Annotated in this window: 16 protein-coding genes; 2 read left to right on the forward strand and 14 right to left on the reverse strand. The window is 63.1% G+C overall.

Features of this window, described 5'->3' with window-relative positions; genetic code table 11:
• The first annotated feature begins 21 nt into the window (after window positions 1-21).
• Both EDC39_RS05045 and EDC39_RS05050 read left to right on the forward strand, forming a co-directional pair.
• Window positions 22-819, forward strand: coding sequence for a hypothetical protein (locus EDC39_RS05045; RefSeq protein ID WP_148895286.1), 798 nt, complete (start codon window positions 22-24; stop codon window positions 817-819).
• Window positions 819-1,334: an acyl-CoA thioesterase gene (locus tag EDC39_RS05050; RefSeq protein WP_148895287.1), complete on the forward strand. Its 516-nt coding sequence runs from the start codon at window positions 819-821 to the stop codon at window positions 1,332-1,334. The genes EDC39_RS05045 and EDC39_RS05050 overlap by 1 nt, the downstream gene beginning before the upstream one ends.
• Window positions 1,335-1,400: 66 nt before the next feature.
• Here the strand turns inward: EDC39_RS05050 and rarD are convergent, their stop codons facing one another.
• The 14 genes from rarD to EDC39_RS05120 form a co-directional block, all read right to left on the reverse strand.
• Window positions 1,401-2,306: an EamA family transporter RarD gene (gene rarD / locus EDC39_RS05055; RefSeq protein WP_148895288.1), complete on the reverse strand. Its 906-nt coding sequence runs from the start codon at window positions 2,304-2,306 to the stop codon at window positions 1,401-1,403.
• Window positions 2,307-2,674: 368 nt separating this feature from the next.
• Entirely contained in the window at window positions 2,675-3,310 is a 636-nt protein-coding gene (locus EDC39_RS05060; RefSeq protein ID WP_148895289.1) for a hypothetical protein, read from the reverse strand.
• Window positions 3,292-3,702, reverse strand: coding sequence for a hypothetical protein (locus EDC39_RS05065; protein ID WP_148895290.1), 411 nt, complete (start codon window positions 3,700-3,702; stop codon window positions 3,292-3,294). Before EDC39_RS05065 ends, EDC39_RS05060 begins: the two co-directional genes overlap by 19 nt.
• Window positions 3,703-3,787: 85 nt before the next feature.
• On the reverse strand, window positions 3,788-5,245 hold the full coding sequence (locus EDC39_RS05070; protein ID WP_148895291.1) for an AlbA family DNA-binding domain-containing protein: 1,458 nt from the start codon (window positions 5,243-5,245) through the stop codon (window positions 3,788-3,790).
• A gap of 281 nt (window positions 5,246-5,526) precedes the next feature.
• Window positions 5,527-6,714, reverse strand: a complete 1,188-nt coding sequence (locus EDC39_RS05075) for a vWA domain-containing protein (RefSeq protein WP_148895292.1) — start codon at window positions 6,712-6,714, stop codon at window positions 5,527-5,529.
• A 4-nt stretch (window positions 6,715-6,718) separates the two neighbouring features.
• Entirely contained in the window at window positions 6,719-7,552 is an 834-nt protein-coding gene (locus EDC39_RS05080; protein WP_148895343.1) for an AAA family ATPase, read from the reverse strand.
• A gap of 5 nt (window positions 7,553-7,557) precedes the next feature.
• Window positions 7,558-8,748, reverse strand: a complete 1,191-nt coding sequence (locus tag EDC39_RS05085) for an ATP-binding protein (protein WP_148895293.1) — start codon at window positions 8,746-8,748, stop codon at window positions 7,558-7,560.
• A gap of 90 nt (window positions 8,749-8,838) precedes the next feature.
• Window positions 8,839-10,683 carry a feruloyl-CoA synthase gene (locus EDC39_RS05090; protein WP_148895294.1) on the reverse strand — a complete coding sequence of 615 codons (1,845 nt, stop codon included), beginning with the start codon at window positions 10,681-10,683 and terminating at the stop codon, window positions 8,839-8,841.
• A gap of 213 nt (window positions 10,684-10,896) precedes the next feature.
• A complete protein-coding gene (locus EDC39_RS05095) occupies window positions 10,897-12,633 on the reverse strand; it encodes an acyl-CoA dehydrogenase family protein (RefSeq protein ID WP_148895295.1) in 1,737 nt (578 codons plus the stop codon).
• A 52-nt stretch (window positions 12,634-12,685) separates the two neighbouring features.
• Complete coding sequence (locus EDC39_RS05100; RefSeq protein ID WP_148895296.1) at window positions 12,686-13,114, reverse strand: universal stress protein; 429 nt, start codon at window positions 13,112-13,114, stop codon at window positions 12,686-12,688.
• An 86-nt stretch (window positions 13,115-13,200) separates the two neighbouring features.
• Window positions 13,201-13,986 (reverse strand): formate dehydrogenase accessory sulfurtransferase FdhD, encoded by a 786-nt coding sequence (gene fdhD / locus EDC39_RS05105; protein WP_148895297.1) that lies wholly within the window; start codon window positions 13,984-13,986, stop codon window positions 13,201-13,203.
• Between the two features lie 10 nt (window positions 13,987-13,996).
• On the reverse strand, window positions 13,997-14,620 hold the full coding sequence (locus EDC39_RS05110) for a 2Fe-2S iron-sulfur cluster-binding protein (RefSeq protein ID WP_148895298.1): 624 nt from the start codon (window positions 14,618-14,620) through the stop codon (window positions 13,997-13,999).
• 6 nt (window positions 14,621-14,626) lie between these two features.
• Window positions 14,627-16,537 carry an NADH-quinone oxidoreductase subunit NuoF gene (nuoF, locus tag EDC39_RS05115; protein WP_148895299.1) on the reverse strand — a complete coding sequence of 637 codons (1,911 nt, stop codon included), beginning with the start codon at window positions 16,535-16,537 and terminating at the stop codon, window positions 14,627-14,629.
• 9 nt (window positions 16,538-16,546) lie between these two features.
• Window positions 16,547-17,005: a complex I 24 kDa subunit family protein gene (locus EDC39_RS05120; RefSeq protein WP_148895300.1), complete on the reverse strand. Its 459-nt coding sequence runs from the start codon at window positions 17,003-17,005 to the stop codon at window positions 16,547-16,549.
• Between the last annotated feature and the right edge of the window lie 49 nt (window positions 17,006-17,054).

Raw genomic sequence — 17,054 nt, forward strand, 5'->3', positions numbered from 1 at the left:
GGATCGATGGAGGCTTGAACCATGGACAGAAGAGAGCTCACCGGCCTGATTGGCGAGCTTGATCACATTCTCGGTGTCATCAGCCGTTACCGGAAACAGAACCAGTATGTCTACCCCCGTCCGTTCGAAAGCTGGTGCAACGGCTACAACCGCATCCTCGATCAGCTGGCGGATGCGGACCTGCCGGTGGCGCACTTCCGGCTGGAGAAGGACGACTATTCACCGAGCGGCAAGTCGATTCGGCCGGAATCGGTGGACCGGCTGGTGGAGAGTATCCGTGCACTGATTGCCCACCTGGAGGAGCGGGTCGAGGAGCTGACCCGGGCCCTCGAAGAGAAGCTGGCCGCGCCGCACCCGTTGGCGGAGTATTTTCCCCGAGACGCCGACGGCTCGCCGATCGAGCCTTCGCCGGTGAAGAACCTGGTTCTGGTCGCCGTTCCGGCTGGAGCGGTCGGGGAGCGGTTGCTGCGGGAGGCGATTCTGCCGGTGCTGGAAGCGCGGGGGCTGGACTGTTGCCGGGCGCAGGGATTTCTGGTGGACGAGGCCGCTTTCGCCGAGCTCTGCCGGCAACTCTGTGCCTGCCGGCTGGCGGTTTTCGCCCTTGCCCGTCGCGATCCCGGAGTCATGCTCGCCCTGGGGTTGGCCCGCGGCATCGGCAAGCCGCTGTTGACGCTGCAGCCGCGAAGCGAGGGGGCCGTCGCCGTGCTCGGTGAGGCCGGCCTGACCTACTCTGACGCGGAGGAGCTGAAGGCGGAACTCGGTCGGATGCTGTCTCGCCTGCTGGAGAGCGCGGAAGACGCAGAGAAGGAGAATGCCTGATGAGCAGAAAGCCCGCCAAGTTCTGCCGGGAATCGCGAGCTGTCAAGACGCTGATGGTGCTGCCCCCGGACACCAACAACTACGGGACCATGTTCGGCGGCAAGGTGATGTATCACATCGACGATATCGCCGCCATCGCCGCCACCCGCCACGCCCGTATTTCGGTGGTCACCGCCTCGACCGATTCGGTCGATTTTCTCCAGCCGATCCGCAACGGCCAGTCGGTCTGCCTCGAGGCCTTTGTCACCTGGACCCACCGCACCTCGGTTGAAGTGTTTGTCAAGGTGGTCGCCGAAGACATGCTGAGCGGCGAGCGCACGGTATGCGCCACTTCATTTCTGACCTTCGTGGCCCTCGACGTCAACGGCGAAAAGCAGATGGTTCCCGCCGTGATTCCCGAAAGCGAGCTGGAAAAGTTCCTCTTTGAAGGTGCCCCGGAGCGGGCCCGCAAGCGGCTGGAAAAACGCGAGCAGTCGAAGGCGCTGGCGGAGCGGTTCAGTAGCGAAGATCTGTAACCTCACTTGCTCCGCTGCGAATTCCATTCATTCTGTCACTTCGCTCTGCCGGCCGTTTTCCCCCATTCAAGGCCGGCTCTTCCATAGCGCTTCACCCGAATAGACGGCCAGTCCGGCCCAGATGAAGAGAAAGCTCAGCAGGTGACCGCGGCTGAACGGCTCGTGGTAGAGACCGACCGCCAGCAGAAAGTGCAGGCTGGGGGTGATGTACTGCAGAAAACCGGTGGTGGCCAGGCGCAGCCGGCGGGCGGCGCCGATGAAGCAGAGCAGGGGAATGGCGGTGACCACGCCGGACAGCGGCAGCAGCAGGTCCAGCCGCAGCGAACCGTTCAGAAAGGCGGCCTGGCCGCTGGCGGCAAACCAGAACATGCCGGCCAGCGCCAGCGGCGCCAGCAGCAGGGTTTCGACGGTCAGCCCGATCAGGGCGTCGACCCGGGCGATCTTGCGCAGCAGGCCGTAGATCCCGAAACTGCCCGCCAGGAACAGGGCGATCCAGGGGAGCCGGCCGTACTGGACGGTCAGGGAAAGCACCCCGGCCAGGGCGAGCAGGACGCTGAGCTGTTGCCAGCGGCTCAGCCGCTCGCCGAGAAAGATAAAGCCGAGCAGCACGCTGAGCAGCGGAGTGATGAAGTAGCCGAGGCTCGACTGCAGCACCTCGCCGATCTGCACCGCGTAGATGAAGACCAGCCAGTTGCCGGCGATCAGCAGGGTCGAGCCGCACAGGGTCAGCAGCATCGCCCGGTCGGCGAGGGTCGCGCGGATGGTGCCGAGCCGGTGGCGCAGCGCCACCAGCAGGGTGAGAAAGACCGCCGACCAGAAGATGCGGTGGCAGACGACTTCCAGCGGCGCGGCACCGGCCAGAGCCTTGAAGAAGACCGGGAAGGCCCCCCAGAGGGTGTAGGCCGTCAGGCCGAGGAGGACGCCCTGCCGGGAACGGTCGCTGGCGGTCGTTGTGGATGCGGAGGAATTCATGCGGAGAATGTACGCCGGGCCGTGCCGAAAAGCAAGTGTTCTTTGCGGGGTGGGGCAATTTTCGGCAGCCGGCGGAGGCGCCCCGGTTGGTTTTGTTCCCGAAAGGATGCGTCCGGGTTGTTGTTGGGACAGGTTACGAGTGTACGGTGCGGATGCAGCCAGTCGGCAAGCTCCGGCTCCGGAAAGTTCTTTCAAATTTATTCTGCTCGCCCCGGATATTCTGCACGGGGCAGTGGAGATCGGTCAGCTCGGCTTCGATATTCCAGTTGCGAAATGAGGGGACAGCCAGCCCCTTGGCCAGCGCTGGAAGATCGGCTCAATACTCTGCTGGTGGTAGGGAGGGCCTTAGGGGTTGTGCCGCCTTTTGCTCAATCTCCAATGAAGTCGTTTTTCTTTTCTTGCTCAATCTGCACACGTAGCCCCTGGATATAGCGCTCGACGTATTGCTTGTGCGGGAGGAGGTCCACTGTGTTCATGAGCGGCAACAACGATTCCCAATAGCTCACGTGTCCTTGCAGTACAGGTACCTGACTGCCACTCCAGGACCAGCTGCTAGACTCCAAGGAAAGGCGCTTGAATGCATCGAAACTCCTGTTTCGCTGGACGAATCGCTCAACAAACTGGCGTCTCCTCGCCGGTTGGAACTGCGCTATGACACCGAACAGGAGTACCATGAGGTCCACTTCTTCACTCCGCTCGTCGATGAGACGCAACAGGTAGGTATCCTGTTTCTCTCGCACCTCCCCCTCTGCCTCATTGTCTCCCCTGGCTTGGAAGAAGGTTTTGAGGTATGGATTTATGGAAACAAAGCTGTCTTGTTCGTAACCGTAGATGCGCTCGATCACCCTGTCCATGATGGCCTGGTGATCCGGCCGAGCCCAGATGAAACAATAGTTTCTGTGGTCATCGTGGCTACTCAACCATCCGCGCTCGGCATTCTCATACTTCCACGCGATGTACTCCGTGATGAAGGCGGGATCGAGATCTAAAAGTTGATTGAACACAGATCAAGATTCACCCCCTTCTCTTGGCAAACTTCGGCTAGTTCGTTTTCCTCCCCTGGATCGAGTTCTCCCGTAAAACAAAAAATCACCCTCTCAATTCTGCCAACGGGTACGCCGGTCTTGGATTCGTCAAAGCATTTGTCGAGATCGGCTCTTATCTTATTCAGCAGGCCTGACTGCTGGGTCGTGTGTTCAGCAAAGACGTAGTTTCCATCGGGTGTCGTGATGAGAGTGTCCGGAGTTCCTGTTTTGACTTTGTTAGCCGCGATGACAGAGCCGATGGAGTTGACGCGCCCGAGTCCTTTCTCCGCGAGGTATGCGTCAGCCAGTTTCTGGAACTCGCCTCCACTCATCTCAATGAGGGCTTTTTGGATTTGGTTAATTTTAGACATCCGAAGATTTTCCAAATGAGCGGAAGTTTTGTTTGGCTAGTAGTTTTGCGGGAGGCCGATGTACAAGTGGTTCGTGTCGCTGAAGTTACTCCTCGCCTTGTTGCGCCAGCTGTTTTCTTTCCCCGTCGGTCAGTCGGTATTTCTGCAACCGGCTGTTTGGCTTTTCCGGGATGGTCATTGCGATCACGCCAAGATTCAGCAACCGTTTGATCTGCTTGTGCAACTCGCCGGAAACGGTTTTGTGTCCGAGTTTTCTGGCAAGCTCTGCCTTGCCGGCTGGCCCTTTTTCCAGCAAAAGGACGATTTTTGCCGCCAGTCGTGACTCTAGCCGTGACTCTAGCCGTGACTCTAGCCGTGATGGGGCTCCGGGCTGGCTTGCGGCCTGGGAAGATTCCTGAACCGGGATCGCTTCTGCCAATGGAAAGACGAAACGCACCCGCAGACCCAGCTCCCGGATCACGGGGACCGGAAAGCCTTGCGCCGCGATCTGGCTGTAGATGCGCGGCACCCCGCTGCCCCATTGCTCGATCAGGTTCAGTTCCCGGAACACGCGGGCGATGACCGGGTTGCGGATTTTCGAGACTCCCTGCAACATGTCCTCAATTGTGATTCCCGGAGGCAGGATGCCCGGGTTTTCGATCTCGATGCGGTCGTCAAAGAAGGCCACACGGACGGGCGTGCCACGCTGAGACCAGTCGGCATGGACAAGGGCGTTGATCACCGCCTCGCGCAGAGCCTCCAGCGGAATGCTCCAGATGTCCCGTCGCCGAGTGTCGGAAAAGTCCGCACCGCGCATGGCGTGTTTTTTCAAAAACAGCATGATGCTGTCCACGGTCTGGGGCAGTGGCTCCTCGATCTCGATATGGTCGAAGATCTTTGCTTTGTCCGTACCGATGAAGCGGCCGCACTGGACCCAGCAATCGGGGAAGTGAAAGGTGCGGTTGCGGCCAAAGAGCAACATGCCGCCCCGGGAGGGAACAGTTCTTCCCTGATCCTGAACCAGAATCTTCAGCGTGCGCAGGTTCTGTTCATGCAGCTCGCGAACCCCGGCAAAGGCACGGCGGGCGGCGTCAAGATCGAGGTCGTCAATGGTACACTCCGGCATGGGCATCTCGTCGAAGGAGATTCCCTCGACGGTGCGCCGCAGCTCGGCGATCAGTTCCCGGTCCGCCTGGCGGTTGGTGGAGCCGAGCCGCACGTAAACGCCGTTTTCCGCGCCTTCGGCACGGAGATGGTGGGGACGGGTGCTGCTCAGAAACACCTCGGCCACCAGCAGGGTTTTCCCTTCCACCGTGAGCATCTCGATGTTCGGCACCAGCCGGGGAGCGATGCCGTCGGCGATCAGGTTGGCCAGTCGCTCTTCCTCGTCAAGGGGGTTTTCGACGCCGACCACCGACCGATCGTCGGCAATGCCGATCAGCAAACGGCCGCCGGCGGTATTGGCAAAGGCCACCAGGGTTTTCAGCAGGTTTCTGGGGGAGGAGAGATCCTGCTTGAATTCCAGGGTCTTGCCTTCTTCACGTTTGAGCAGATCGACGATCATCATTGCTTCCGCTGGTAGATGGCGTGGAACTTTTGGCTGGAAGCGAGAACCGGCAAAGGCGCTGTCGGGCGGTTGTCCGGAATGGTCATGATCCTCCCCTCCAAGAATCACGAAAAGACAGGCAAACTCAATATTGGACAGAGTAGCATTTTTCTCCCGGACCCCCCAAAAGAAAACAGACTCAGGCATTCGGGAATGTAGCTCTGTGCATTTGGGAGAAACATATCGTTTATCTGGGGAAGTCAGGTGCTTGAGCTACAGCAACATCAAGGGGTTCGGGATCAGGCGGCCGATCTGCTCAGCAGCCGGATGCCCGCCTCCAGCCCTTCCAGCGTCAGGGGAAACATCCGCCCCTCCATGATCTGCCGGATCATGCCGATCGACTGGGTGAACTGCCACCATCCCTGCGGGGTCGGATTGAGCCAGATGGCGGCCGGGTAGGTGTCGAGCAGCCGCCGCAGCCAGACTTCGCCCGGTTCCTCGTTGTGGTGCTCGACGCTGCCGCCGGGCATGACGATCTCGTAGGGGCTCATCGCCGCGTCGCCGACGAAGATCAGCTTGTAGTCGGAACCGTAGGTGTGCATCAGCTCCCACAGGTCGGTCCGTTCGGCCCGGTAGCGCCGGTTGTCGCGCCAGACGCTCTCGTAGACGCAGTTGTGGAAATAGAAGTATTCCAGGTGCTTGAATTCGCTGCGGGCGGCGGAGAAGAGCTCTTCACAGACCCGGATGTGCTCGTCCATTGAGCCGCCGACGTCGAAGAAGAGCAGCACCTTCACCTTGTTGTGGCGCTCGGGGACCAGTCGCAGGTCGAGGTGGCCGGCGTTGTCGGCGGTGGCGCGGATGGTGGCGGGCAGGTCGAGCACTTCCGGCGCGCCCTCGCGGGCGAAGTGGCGCAACCGGCGCAGGGCCAGCTTGATGTTGCGGGTGCCCAGCTCGACCGAGTCGTCGAGGTTTCTGAACTCGCGCCGGTCCCAGACCTTGACCGCCCGCCGGTGGCGGGAGCGGTCCTGGCCGATGCGCACCCCTTCCGGGTTGTAGCCCCAGGCGCCGAAGGGAGAGCGGCCGGCGGTGCCGATCCAGCGGTTGCCGCCCTGGTGCCGTTCCTTCTGCTCGGCCAGACGCTTCTTCAGGGTTTCCATCAGCTTTTCGAAGCCGCCCAGGGCCTCGACCCGCGCCTTCTCCTCCTCGGAGAGCACCAGCTCGGCAAGTTTGCGCAGCCACTGCTCGGGAATCTCCTTTTTCAGCTCTTCGTCGAGCTCGGTGATGCCCTCGAAATAGCGGGCGAAGACCCGGTCGAACTTGTCGAAATGGGTCTCGTCCTTCACCAGGCAGAGCCGCGCCAGGTAATAGAAATCCTCGACGCTGCCCCAGACCACCTGCTTTTCCAGGGCCTCGAGCAGGCTGAGGAATTCGCGGATGGTGACCGGGATTCTGGCCTCTTTGAGCTGCAGGAAGAAATCGACCAGCATCGCGTCAGCGGCGGCGGCCCACAAGCCGTTCGAACAGACCCAGATCCTGTTCGTTTTTCAGCAGCGCCCCGTGCAGCGGCGGCAGCGCCTTTTCGGCCTGCCGGTCGCGCAGGGTTTCGGGAGGGATGCCCTCGGCCACCAGCAGCCGGATCCAGTCGAGCAGTTCGGAGGTGGAGGGCTTCTTCTTCAGGCCGGGCACCTCGCGCAGGCCGAAGAAGGTCTCCAGGGCGGCTTCGAGCAGCCTTTTGCGGATGTCGGGGAAGTGGACCTCGACGATTTTCGCCATGGTCGCGGCGTCGGGAAAGCGGATGTAGTGGAAGAAGCAGCGGCGCAGAAAGGCGTCCGGCAGCTCCTTTTCGTTGTTGCTGGTGATGATGATCACCGGCCGGTGCTTCGCCCGGATCAGCTGCCGGGTCTCGTAGACGTAGAACTCCATCCGGTCGAGTTCCTGCAGCAGGTCGTTGGGGAACTCGATGTCGGCCTTGTCGATCTCGTCGATCAGCAGCACCGCCCGCCGTTCCGATTCAAAGGCCTCCCACAGCTTTCCCTTGACGATGTAGTTGCCGATGTCGTGCACGCGCTCGTCGCCGAGCTGCGAGTCACGCAGCCGGGAGACGGCGTCGTACTCGTAGAGGCCCTGGCTGGCCTTGGTGGTCGACTTGATGTGCCACTGAAACAGCGGCATGTCGAGGGCGCGGGCGACCTCTTCGGCGAGCATGGTCTTGCCGGTGCCCGGCTCGCCCTTGATCAGCAGCGGCCGTCCGAGGGTGATGGCGGCGTTCACCGCCAGGTTAAGATCTTCGGTAGCGACGTAGGAATCGGTTCCGGTAAAGCGCATGGTTTTCAGGGTAGCCATTGTTTGATGTCCAGTGAGAGAAACAGTTCGATGTCAAGGCCATCGCCGCCGACCAGCAGGGTTTTTTCCGGCGCGAAACTTTTCACGAAGGTGTCCATTCCCCCCAATGGGGCCGGTTGCTGGTGGCTTTTGATTTCGATGGCCAGCAGTTTTCCCCGGTGGCGGATGACGAAATCGACCTCCTGACCGCGTTCGCGCCAGTAGAACAGTTCATATCCATGTTCGTAGGAGCTGTTGAGCAGATGGGCACCGATGGCTGATTCGACCCAGCGTCCCCACAGCTCCGGGGTACTGCGGATGGCGGCGAAGTTCTGATTGGCGAGAGCCGACATGAGGGCCATGTTCATGACCTGCAGTTTGGGGCTCGAGCCACGTTGCCGGACTTTCTGCCCGGCGTATTTGTTGATCCCGGCCACCATGCCCGCTCCGGAGAGCAGCTCCAGGTAGTGGGCCAGGGTGGTGGTGTTGCCAGCGTCCTGCAACTGTCCGAGCATTTTCTGATAGGAAAGAATCTGTCCCGAATAGTGGCAGGCCAGGTAGAAAAGCTGGCGCAGCAACGCTGGTTTGTTGACCTGGGACATCAGCAGGATGTCCCGCGAAATGGTGGTTTCGATCAGGGCGTCCTGGATGTAGTGTCGCCAGCGTTCTTCATCTTCCCGCAGGGTTATTGCTCCCGGATAGCCGCCGAAGTAGATGTATTCATCCACAGAGAGCCCGAAAGCGTCCCGCATTTCGCTGTAGCTCCAGGGCCTGACCGGAATCAGTTCAAAGCGGCCGGCCAGGCTTTCGGTCAGACCCCGCTGCACGAGTAACGGGGCCGAACCGAGAATGACGACCTTCAGGGGCGTCTGCTTGTGGGTGTCTTCGTCCCACAGGGATTTGACGATTTCCGACCAGCCGGGAACCTTCTGCACCTCGTCGAGAATCAGCAATCCCTCCTGCGCCCGTCCGGTTGCCAATTGCAAGCGGGCGATTTCCCACTGGTTGCGGATCCATTGCCGGTCTTCGCCGGTCAGAGCGTCGGCAGAAGCGAAATGGACCGGCTGCGGCAGTTCTGCCATCAGCTGCCGGGCCAGGGTGGTTTTCCCCACCTGGCGGGGGCCTGCCAGAACCTGGATGAAGCGACGGGGCTCGCGACACCTTTGCAGCAGTTGCTGAAATTGCGGGCGGTGAAACATGCAAATGAGTATATTGACAATTTACTCAATGCACAAGGTAAATTTACTCAGTGCGTTGAGTAAATTGCAGGGTGCATGTTGTGCCGCGCATCAAAGCACGATCACCCCGGGAGCAGGCGGCTCGGCGTAGAGCCGCTCGACCAGCTTCCGGCGCCGCTGCAGGGCGGCGCGCTGGTTGATGTAGCCCTTGTCGGTGATTTCGCCGGCGTCGATGTCCGGCGGCTCGCTCATCAGCATGACGCGGGCGATGCGGGTCGAGCTGCCCTGCTGCCCGGCGTTGAACTTGCGCAGCGTCCGGCGCAGATGCTCTTCGATTTCGGGGCGGCGGATCAGTTCTTCCGGGGCGATGTCGTCGGCGACGTCCGGGCACAGCTGTTTGCAGGCGGCGAGGTTCGGCCAGCCGAGGATGCCGACAAAATCCCGGTCGTGCCCGGTCACCAGGGCGAACTGCAGCGCCGGGGCGGCGGCGGCGAGGACGGCCACCCGCAGTGGGCCGACCCGGACCCAGGTGCCGCTGCTCAGCTTGAAGTCCTCGGCCACCCGGCCGGCGAAGGCGATTCCCTTGGCCGGATCCTCGGGATCGACGAACCGGCCGGCGTCGCCGATGCGGTAGAAGCCGTCCTCGTCGAAGGCGGCGGCGGTCAGGTCGGGGCGGCGGAAGTAGCCCGGAGTGACGTTTGGGCCCTTGACGCGCAGCTCGAAATTGTCGCCGTTCGGCAGCATCTTCAGGGTGATGCCGGGGCAGGGGATGCCGATTACGCCGGCTTTTTCCAGCGGAAAATGGGCGGCGGTGGCCAGCGGCGCGGTTTCGGTCGCTCCCCAGGAGGAGGTCATGACCACTTTTTTGCCGGTGGCCCGGATGGAGACCTTTTCCAGCCGTTCCCAGAGATCCTGCGGCAGGGCCGCCCCGGCGTAGAAGATCAGCTGCAGCCTGCTGAAGAAGCTGCGGCGCAGTTTTTCGTCCTGCTCCAGGTGGGGCAGCAGCATGGCGTAGCCGACCGGGACGTTGAAATAGATGGTCGGCGAGATTTCAGCCAGGTTCTTCAGGGTCTTTTCCACCAGTCCCGGTGCCGGCTTGCCGTCGTCGATGTAGAAGGTGCCGCCCTGCTTGAGCACCAGGTTGAAATTGTGGTTGCCGCCGAAGGTATGGCTCCAGGGGAGCCAGTCGAGCAGCACCGGCGGGGTGCGGGTGACGAAGGGCCAGACCTGTTCGAGCATCTTCTGGTTGGCGCAGAGCATGCCGTGGGTGTTGATCACCCCCTTGGGGGTGCCGGTCGAGCCGGAGGTGTAGAGGATCTTGGCGATGGTATCCGTTCCGACCTGCGCGAAGGCCCGGTCGACGGCCGCGGTGACCGGTGTTTCGAGCAGGCTGGCGAAGGGCGTGGTGGCCGTGCCGGCGACCTCGCCCCGGCTGGCGACGACGTCCACGCCGTCCAGATCGAGGCTGGCGAGCGCCGGGGCGAAGGCTTCGCCGTCGGCGACATAGATCAGTCCCGGCGTGGTTTCGGCGAAGATGTGGCGCAGCTTGGAGAAGTCCCGGCTGAGCAGCGAATAGGCGACCGAGACCGGAACCACCGGCACGCCGCTGAAGAAGCCGCCGAGCATCAGCAGGGCGTGGTCGATGGCGTTGCCGGAAAGGATCATCAGCGGCCGCTCGCTGCCCAGGCCGCGGTCGAGCAGGGCCTGGGCGATGGCGCGGGCCTGCCGTTCGGCTTCGGCGTAGCTCAGCCGGCGCCAGGCGCCGTCGGCCTGCCGTTCAGCGAGAAAGATCCGCTCCGGAGCCTGTTCGGCCCAGTGGCGCAGCATCCGGCCGAGGCTGTCCGGATAGGCACCGAGGGGCTGGGGCGAGCTGAGCAGAAAACCGGTTTCGGCGGAGCCTTCGAGGTTGACCAGGGGCGGGGCGAAATCGAGGGGGGCGAATTCGGCGGTACTCATGGCTGACCTCCTGCGTGCAGACGAAAGGGACGACCGGACAAAGCTGGCTTGAGAAAACCGGGCCTCACCACAGGGGCACGGAGGTCAAAATCAGGGGAAAAGATGTGAAAGTTTCGTGTTTTGGACTTTCTATTCCTCTGTGGTCTCCGTGACTCCGTGGTGAGTTATCTGTCTGTTCCTGCCGCCCCGGCGGCGAAACAGCTGTTGGTCAAGTCAGAACGGGTACCCTCCCGTGTCACTGGTGGCCGCGGCCAGCAGACGTTTCGACTCCAGCAGCCCGGTTGTCGGACAGGCGCTGAGTCGGGAGACGATCGGTTGCATCCCGGCCGGATCCGCTTCGACAGCGGCATAGGCGGCGCAGCGGGCGGCGGCGGTGCCGATCCGGGCGGCGAGCTCGAAGCTGGCGGTGCGGGCGGCGGCCTGCAGCAGTTGCCGCCTGGCCGGGCTGACACGCGTCCGGGCCTTGTCCGTACGCAGCAGCACGCTCTCCAGGGCGAAGATGTCGATGGCCATGTCGCCCAGCGCCAGCAGAATCTCCTGCTCCCGGTGCCGTTGCCGAACCGCCCCGAGCAACAGCAGATAGAGAGTCTTCGTCTTCGCGAGCAAATCCTGCCCGCATTCCTCCAGCTTGCCGGTGGTGAGGTCGTCCTCGACCGTCCGGACCCGCTCCCAGAGTTCGAGGCGTTTCTCGTCGGCCCGGCGCAGCAGCAGGTTGGGAATCAGCAGCCTGTTGATTTCGTTGGTGCCCTCGAAAATCCGGTTGATGCGCTGATCCCGGTAGTAGCGCTCCACCGGGTAGTCGCGGATATAGCCGTAGCCGCCGTGGATCTGCAGCGCCTCGTCGGCGATCCGGCCCAGCGCTTCGCTGCAGAAGACCTTGGCGATGGCGCATTCGCCGGCATACTCCTCGATCGCCTGCCGGTAGCGCCGGGGATAGTCGTCGGTGTCGCGGTCGAGGGTCGCGATCCGGGCGTCGAGCAGTCCGGCGACCCGGTAGAGGACCGATTCGGCGGCGAACAGGGCGGCGCTCATGTCGGCCAGTTTTTCGCGGATGGCGCCGAATTCCCGCAGCAGCCGGCCGAACTGTTTCCGCTCGCCGGCATAGGTCGCCGCTTCGGCCAGGGCGCCCTTTGCGGCGCCGACCACCGTGGCGGCCAGCTTCAGCCGGCCGATATTGAGCACGTTGAAGGCGATCTTATGTCCCTGGCCCGCCTCGCCGAGCAGGTTCTGCCGCGGCACCCGGACATTGTCGAGGATGACCTGGGCGGTCGAGGTCCCCTTGAGGCCCATCTTCCGCTCTTCGGCGCCGACGCTCAGCCCGGGGCTGTCGCGCTCGACCAGAAAGGCCGAGAACTGCCGACCGTCGATCTTGGCGAAGACGGTGAACAGGTCGGCGAAGGCGGCGTTGGTGATGAACTGCTTGACCCCGTTGAGCAGGTAGCAGCTGCCGTCTTCGCTCAGGGTGGCGGTGGTGCGGGCGCTCAACGGATCGCTGCCGCAGTCGGGTTCGGTCAGGCAGTAGGCGGCGATCCACTCGCCGCTGGTCAGCTTTGCCAGGTATCTTTCCTTCTGCTCGGCGGTGCCGTAATAGACCAGCGGCAGCGAGCCGATCCCGGTCTGGCCGCTGGAGGTGATGGCGAAGGAGCCGCTCGGGCCGATCGTCTCCGCCACCAGCATGCTGGTCGCCTTGTCGAGCTCCAGGCCACCGTATCGCTCCGGGATGTCGACCAGAAACAGGCCGAGGTCGGCGCAGCGGCGCAGCTTGGCGCGCAGCAGGGCGAAGTCCTGCTCCTCCAGCCGGTCGAGGTCGGGGAGGATTTCGTTGCGGATGAAGGCTTCGGTGGTCTCGGCGATCTGCCGCTGCTCCAGGGAGAAATCCTCCGGGATGAACGGGACGGCAGTTTCGTCGAGCAGAAAGCCGCCGCCGGGCGGTGTGGCGTGAACGGTCATGACTCCCCCGGATACCGGAACGATGTCCCGGGCGGTTTGGAAATCGCGTTGTCTAGATGACCAGCACCGGGCAGTTCACCCGGTGGACGACGTAGTTGGCGACCTGGCCGAAGAGCAGGTCCCGCAGTTCGCTGACCGGATTGCGGCCGATGACCAGCAGGTCGTAATCGCCGCTGTCGGCGAGGGCGCAGATGACGTCGCGGGCGTTTCCTTCCCGGACCAGGGTTTCGGTCGCCATCCCGGCGTCGGCGAAGATCTGCTGTTGCCGGTCGATGAACTCCCGGGCCTCTTTCCGCGCCCGCCGGCTGAATTCGATGTAGTTCCTGTCGGGGAACCCCTGGCAGGAGAGACGTTCCAGGTCGAGGACGTGCAGCAGGGTCAGGGGTGTGGCCAGGTAGTCCTTCATGGCGATCAGGCCTTTGACCGTCTGGGCCGAGATGGGCGAGCCGTCGAGGGGCACCAGTATCTTCTGTTCGAGCATGCGACCTCCCTGCTTTTTCGCTGTGGATAGCGACGTCTTTGCCGTTCGTGGGCCCGGCGGCGTGCCGAGGCCGCCGGCGATTCGGGTCAGACCGTCGCTTGCGCAAACCGCAGCTGCTGCGGATGGGTGAATATGTCCATGCGCTGGCTCCGCAGGTAACCGACCAGGGTGATGCCGGCCTGCTGGCAGAGGTCGATCGCCTTGTCGGTCGGCGAGGTGCGCGAGGCGATCAGGCCGATGCCGAGCCGCGCCGCCTTGGCGACCATTTCGCTGGAGATTCGTCCGGAGCTGATCAGTATCCGGTCGCGCAGTTCGATTGTTCGGAACAGGGCCTCGCCGGCCAGCCGGTCGAGGGTGTTGTGGCGGCCGATGTCCTCGGCGTGCAGCAGCAGGCCGTCGGCATCGCCGATGGCCGCCGAGTGGATGCCGCCGTGGCTGCGGTAGTGTTCGGCCCGCTGCTGCAGTTCGTGCATGCAGCGCAGCAGCGCGTCGGCGTGGTAGAAGCGGGTTGTTGGTGACGGCGGACGGAGCAGGTTTTCGGGCAGGTTGAAGAAGATGCCGGTGCCACAGCCGGAGGTCAGGGTCGGTTGCAGCCGGTCGGGAACCTGCGTCCGCAGACGCAGTTCGGCCAGGGCGTCGTCCTGGCAGATGCCCATGATCAGGATGTCGTCGAGGCTGTCGATGAAGCCCTGCAGGCGCAGAAAGCCGGCGACCAGGAAATGGAGCTGGTGAGGTGAGCAGACCAGGGTCGCCAAATCGTGACCGTTGATGCGCAGACGCAGGGGATATTCTTCCACCACCTGCCGCTGCGTCGGTTCCGGCTGTCCCTGGACCACCCGTACGATCTTGCGTGCGAAAGGCTGCTTGGTCATCGGCAGAATGTCATCCGTGTCCCGAACAGCCGCCGCAGGATTCTGCTTGCGGCGGCGCCATCAGCGACTCGATCAGCACGTACGCGGCCTGCAGCGCCGAAGTGGGGCAGAGCGGAAAGCATTCCTTGCAGTCCCAGCATTCCTTGACGGCGATCTCCGGGATGAAGTTGATTTCGCGTTTCGCCCCCCGGTCGAAAAAGCCGACGGCGTGCTTCTGCTTGACTTCGGCACAGTATCGCACACAGAGGCCGCAGAGGATACAGAAAGAGGCCTCCTTTTCATAACGTCCGGGATCGGCGCCGTATTCGCCGGCCAGTTCCAGCAGCTCCTCCGAGTCGGGAGCGTGGGACAGCATCTGTTCGAGCAGCACCCGGCGGATTCTGTCCAGCTGTTCGCTCCGGGTCCTGACCACCTGGTCGGCTTCCGCCGGATGGGTGCAGGCGGCGACATAACCGGTTCGTCCCTGCGCTTCCAGCTCCACCGTGCAGATGCGGCAGGCCCCGTAGGGCTCCAGCTGTTCGTGGTGGCAGAGGGTGGGGATGGTGATCCCGGCCGTCTGGGCCGCTTCGAGAAGGGTCATGCCGGGCTTGGCGGCGACCTTCTTTCCGTCGATCTGCAGGAAAAAATCACTCATGGGCTGTCATCCTATGCATCGCTTCTCTTCGGGGAGAGGCTCGGGAACGGGCTGGCCGGACAGCTTGCTGACGGCGCCGAAGGCTTCGGGGCAGGCCTCCAGGCAGGCGCCGCACCTGGTGCACCTGTCCTGGTCGATGACGTGAATCCGTTTCTTGCCGCCGTCGATCGCTTCGGCCGGGCACTGGCGGAGACAGGCGCCGCAGGCCCGGCACTTCTCCGGATCGATATGGTAGGCGATCAGCTCCCTGCAGGCCAGGGCCGGACAGCGCTTCTCCCTGATGTGCGCCTCGTACTCTTCCCGGAAGTGGTTGAGGGTGCTGAGAACCGGGTTGGGGGCGGTCTTGCCCAGGGCGCAGAGGGAGGCGTACCTGGTGGTTTCGGCCAGCTCCTGCAGGCGCTCGAGGTCGTCCTCCTGCCCCTGCCCGCGGGTGATGTCGGTCAGAATCCTGAGCATCTGCCTGATGCCCTCGCGGCAGGGGGTGCACTTGCCGCAGGACTCGTCGCTGAGAAAGCCGAGAAAGTAGCGCGCCAGGTCGACCAGGCAGGTGTCCTCGTCCATGACGATCATGCCGCCCGAGCCCATCATGGCGCCGGCCCGGGTCAGCTCGTCGAAGTCGACAGCGGTGTCCAGCAGCGATTCCGGGATGCAGCCACCGGAAGGACCGCCGGTCTGCACCGCCTTGAACTTCTTGCCGCCGGGAATACCGCCGCCGATCTTGTAGATGATGTCGCGCAGGGTGGCGCCCATCGCCACCTCGACCAGGCCGGTGTTGTTCACCTTGCCGACCAGGGAGAAGATCTTGGTCCCCTTGCTCCCCTCGGTGCCGATGGAGTTGAAGAATTCGGCCCCACGGTTGATGATCAGCGGAATGTTGGCCCAGGTTTCGACATTGTTGATGTTGGTCGGCCGGTTCCACAATCCGCGGACCGCCGGGAAGGGCGGCCGTGGTTTCGGCTCGCCCGGCAGGCCTTCCAGGGACTTGATCAGCGAAGTCTCCTCGCCGCAGATGAAGGCGCCCGCGCCGCGATGCACCCTGACCGTGAAGTCGAAGCCGGAGCCGAGGATTTTCTTCCCCAGCAGGCCGTATTTTTCCAGCTTGGCGAGGGCGGCTTCGAGATTGCTGACCGCCAGCGGATATTCCTGGCGCACGTAGACATAGCCTTCGCTGGCGCCGATGGCGTAGGCGCCGATCATCAGCCCCTCGATCACCGCGTAGGGATTCCCCTCCATCAGCGAGCGGTCCATGTAGGCTCCGGGGTCGCCCTCGTCGCAGTTGACGACCACGTATTTCAGCTCGCCGGGCGCCCTGCGGGTGAATTCCCATTTCACGCCGGTGGGAAAGCCGGCGCCGCCGCGGCCGCGCAGGTTCGCCCGCTTCACTTCGTCGACGACCTGCTCCGGTGTCAGCTCGAACAGCGCCCGGCTCAGGGCCTGGAAGCCGCCGACGGCGAGATAGTCCTCGAGGCTCTTCGGGTCGATCTCCCGGTTCTGGCCGAGGATGAGCCGCTGCTGGTGCCTGTAGAAGGGAATCTCGGCTTCGCGGGCGATCTTTTCGCTGGTGGCGGGATCGGCGTAGAGCAGCCGTTCGACCCGCTTCCCGTTGACGATCGTTTCACTGACGATTTCCGGAACATCTTCCGGCTTGACCCTGAGGTAGCAGATACCCTCGGGCTGGATGACGGCGATGGGGCCCTGTTCGCAGAAGCCGTGGCAGCCGGTCCGGCGAAAATCGACCTTGTCGCCGAGCCCCTGTTTCTTCAGCTCCTGTTCGATCGCCGCGGCGACCGGACCACAGCCGGTCGCGTGGCAGGCGCTGCCGGAGCAGAGTGTGATGCTGGGGCGTTCCGACTCTCTCCGGGCGAGGATTTCGGTGCGGAGTTTTTCCAGGTCGGCAACTGATTTTATCCTGGCCATGACGTCCCCTTATTTGCAGGTGCAGTTCTTCAGTACTTTCGCCGTTTCGGCCGTATCGACGTTGCCGTGGTACTGACCGTCGACGACCATCACCGGTCCCAGGGCGCAGCAGCCGAGACAGTTGACGGTCTCGACGCTGAAATTCAGCTCGGGATCGGTTTCGCCGGGGCCGACGCCGGTCACCTCGCGCACGGTATCGAGAATCCGCTCCGCGCCGCGAACGTGGCAGGCGGTGCCCATGCAGACATGGACCTCGTGGCGGCCCCGGGGGACCAGGCTGAAGGTCTTGTAGAAGGTGGTGATGTGCCGGATGCGGCTCATAGGAACGTTCAGCCGCTCGCTGACCCTGACCAGTGCCTCGTGAGGCAGCCAGTTGTTCTTGCTCTGGATTTCCAGCAGCACCTGGATCAGCGAGCCGGCCTCGCCCTGGTGCCTGTCGATAATCTGATCGATGGTTCCGATGTCCATGGAGTTCCTCTTCATTCCGGAATCTGTGGCAAAAGCAGGTTGCCGTAAA

This window comes from Geothermobacter ehrlichii, from assembly GCF_008124615.1.
Lineage (GTDB): Bacteria > Desulfobacterota > Desulfuromonadia > Desulfuromonadales > Geothermobacteraceae > Geothermobacter > Geothermobacter ehrlichii.

Excerpts from the sequence above, each read along its gene's own strand:
- nuoF (WP_148895299.1), bottom strand. The coding sequence starts at position 16,537 with ATGGCCAGGATAAAATCAGTTGCCGACCTGGAAAAACTCCGCACCGAA.
- EDC39_RS05085 (WP_148895293.1), bottom strand. The coding sequence starts at position 8,748 with ATGTTTCACCGCCCGCAATTTCAGCAACTGCTGCAAAGGTGTCGCGAG.
- EDC39_RS05110 (WP_148895298.1), bottom strand. The coding sequence starts at position 14,620 with ATGAGTGATTTTTTCCTGCAGATCGACGGAAAGAAGGTCGCCGCCAAG.
- EDC39_RS05095 (WP_148895295.1), bottom strand. The coding sequence starts at position 12,633 with ATGACCGTTCACGCCACACCGCCCGGCGGCGGCTTTCTGCTCGACGAA.
- EDC39_RS05120 (WP_148895300.1), bottom strand. The coding sequence starts at position 17,005 with ATGGACATCGGAACCATCGATCAGATTATCGACAGGCACCAGGGCGAG.
- EDC39_RS05045 (WP_148895286.1), top strand. The coding sequence starts at position 22 with ATGGACAGAAGAGAGCTCACCGGCCTGATTGGCGAGCTTGATCACATT.
- EDC39_RS05050 (WP_148895287.1), top strand. The coding sequence starts at position 819 with ATGAGCAGAAAGCCCGCCAAGTTCTGCCGGGAATCGCGAGCTGTCAAG.
- fdhD (WP_148895297.1), bottom strand. The coding sequence starts at position 13,986 with ATGACCAAGCAGCCTTTCGCACGCAAGATCGTACGGGTGGTCCAGGGA.
- EDC39_RS05070 (WP_148895291.1), bottom strand. The coding sequence starts at position 5,245 with ATGATCGTCGATCTGCTCAAACGTGAAGAAGGCAAGACCCTGGAATTC.
- EDC39_RS05100 (WP_148895296.1), bottom strand. The coding sequence starts at position 13,114 with ATGCTCGAACAGAAGATACTGGTGCCCCTCGACGGCTCGCCCATCTCG.
- EDC39_RS05090 (WP_148895294.1), bottom strand. The coding sequence starts at position 10,683 with ATGAGTACCGCCGAATTCGCCCCCCTCGATTTCGCCCCGCCCCTGGTC.
- rarD (WP_148895288.1), bottom strand. The coding sequence starts at position 2,306 with ATGAATTCCTCCGCATCCACAACGACCGCCAGCGACCGTTCCCGGCAG.
- EDC39_RS05080 (WP_148895343.1), bottom strand. The coding sequence starts at position 7,552 with ATGCGCTTTACCGGAACCGATTCCTACGTCGCTACCGAAGATCTTAAC.
- EDC39_RS05075 (WP_148895292.1), bottom strand. The coding sequence starts at position 6,714 with ATGCTGGTCGATTTCTTCCTGCAGCTCAAAGAGGCCAGAATCCCGGTC.
- EDC39_RS05065 (WP_148895290.1), bottom strand. The coding sequence starts at position 3,702 with ATGTCTAAAATTAACCAAATCCAAAAAGCCCTCATTGAGATGAGTGGA.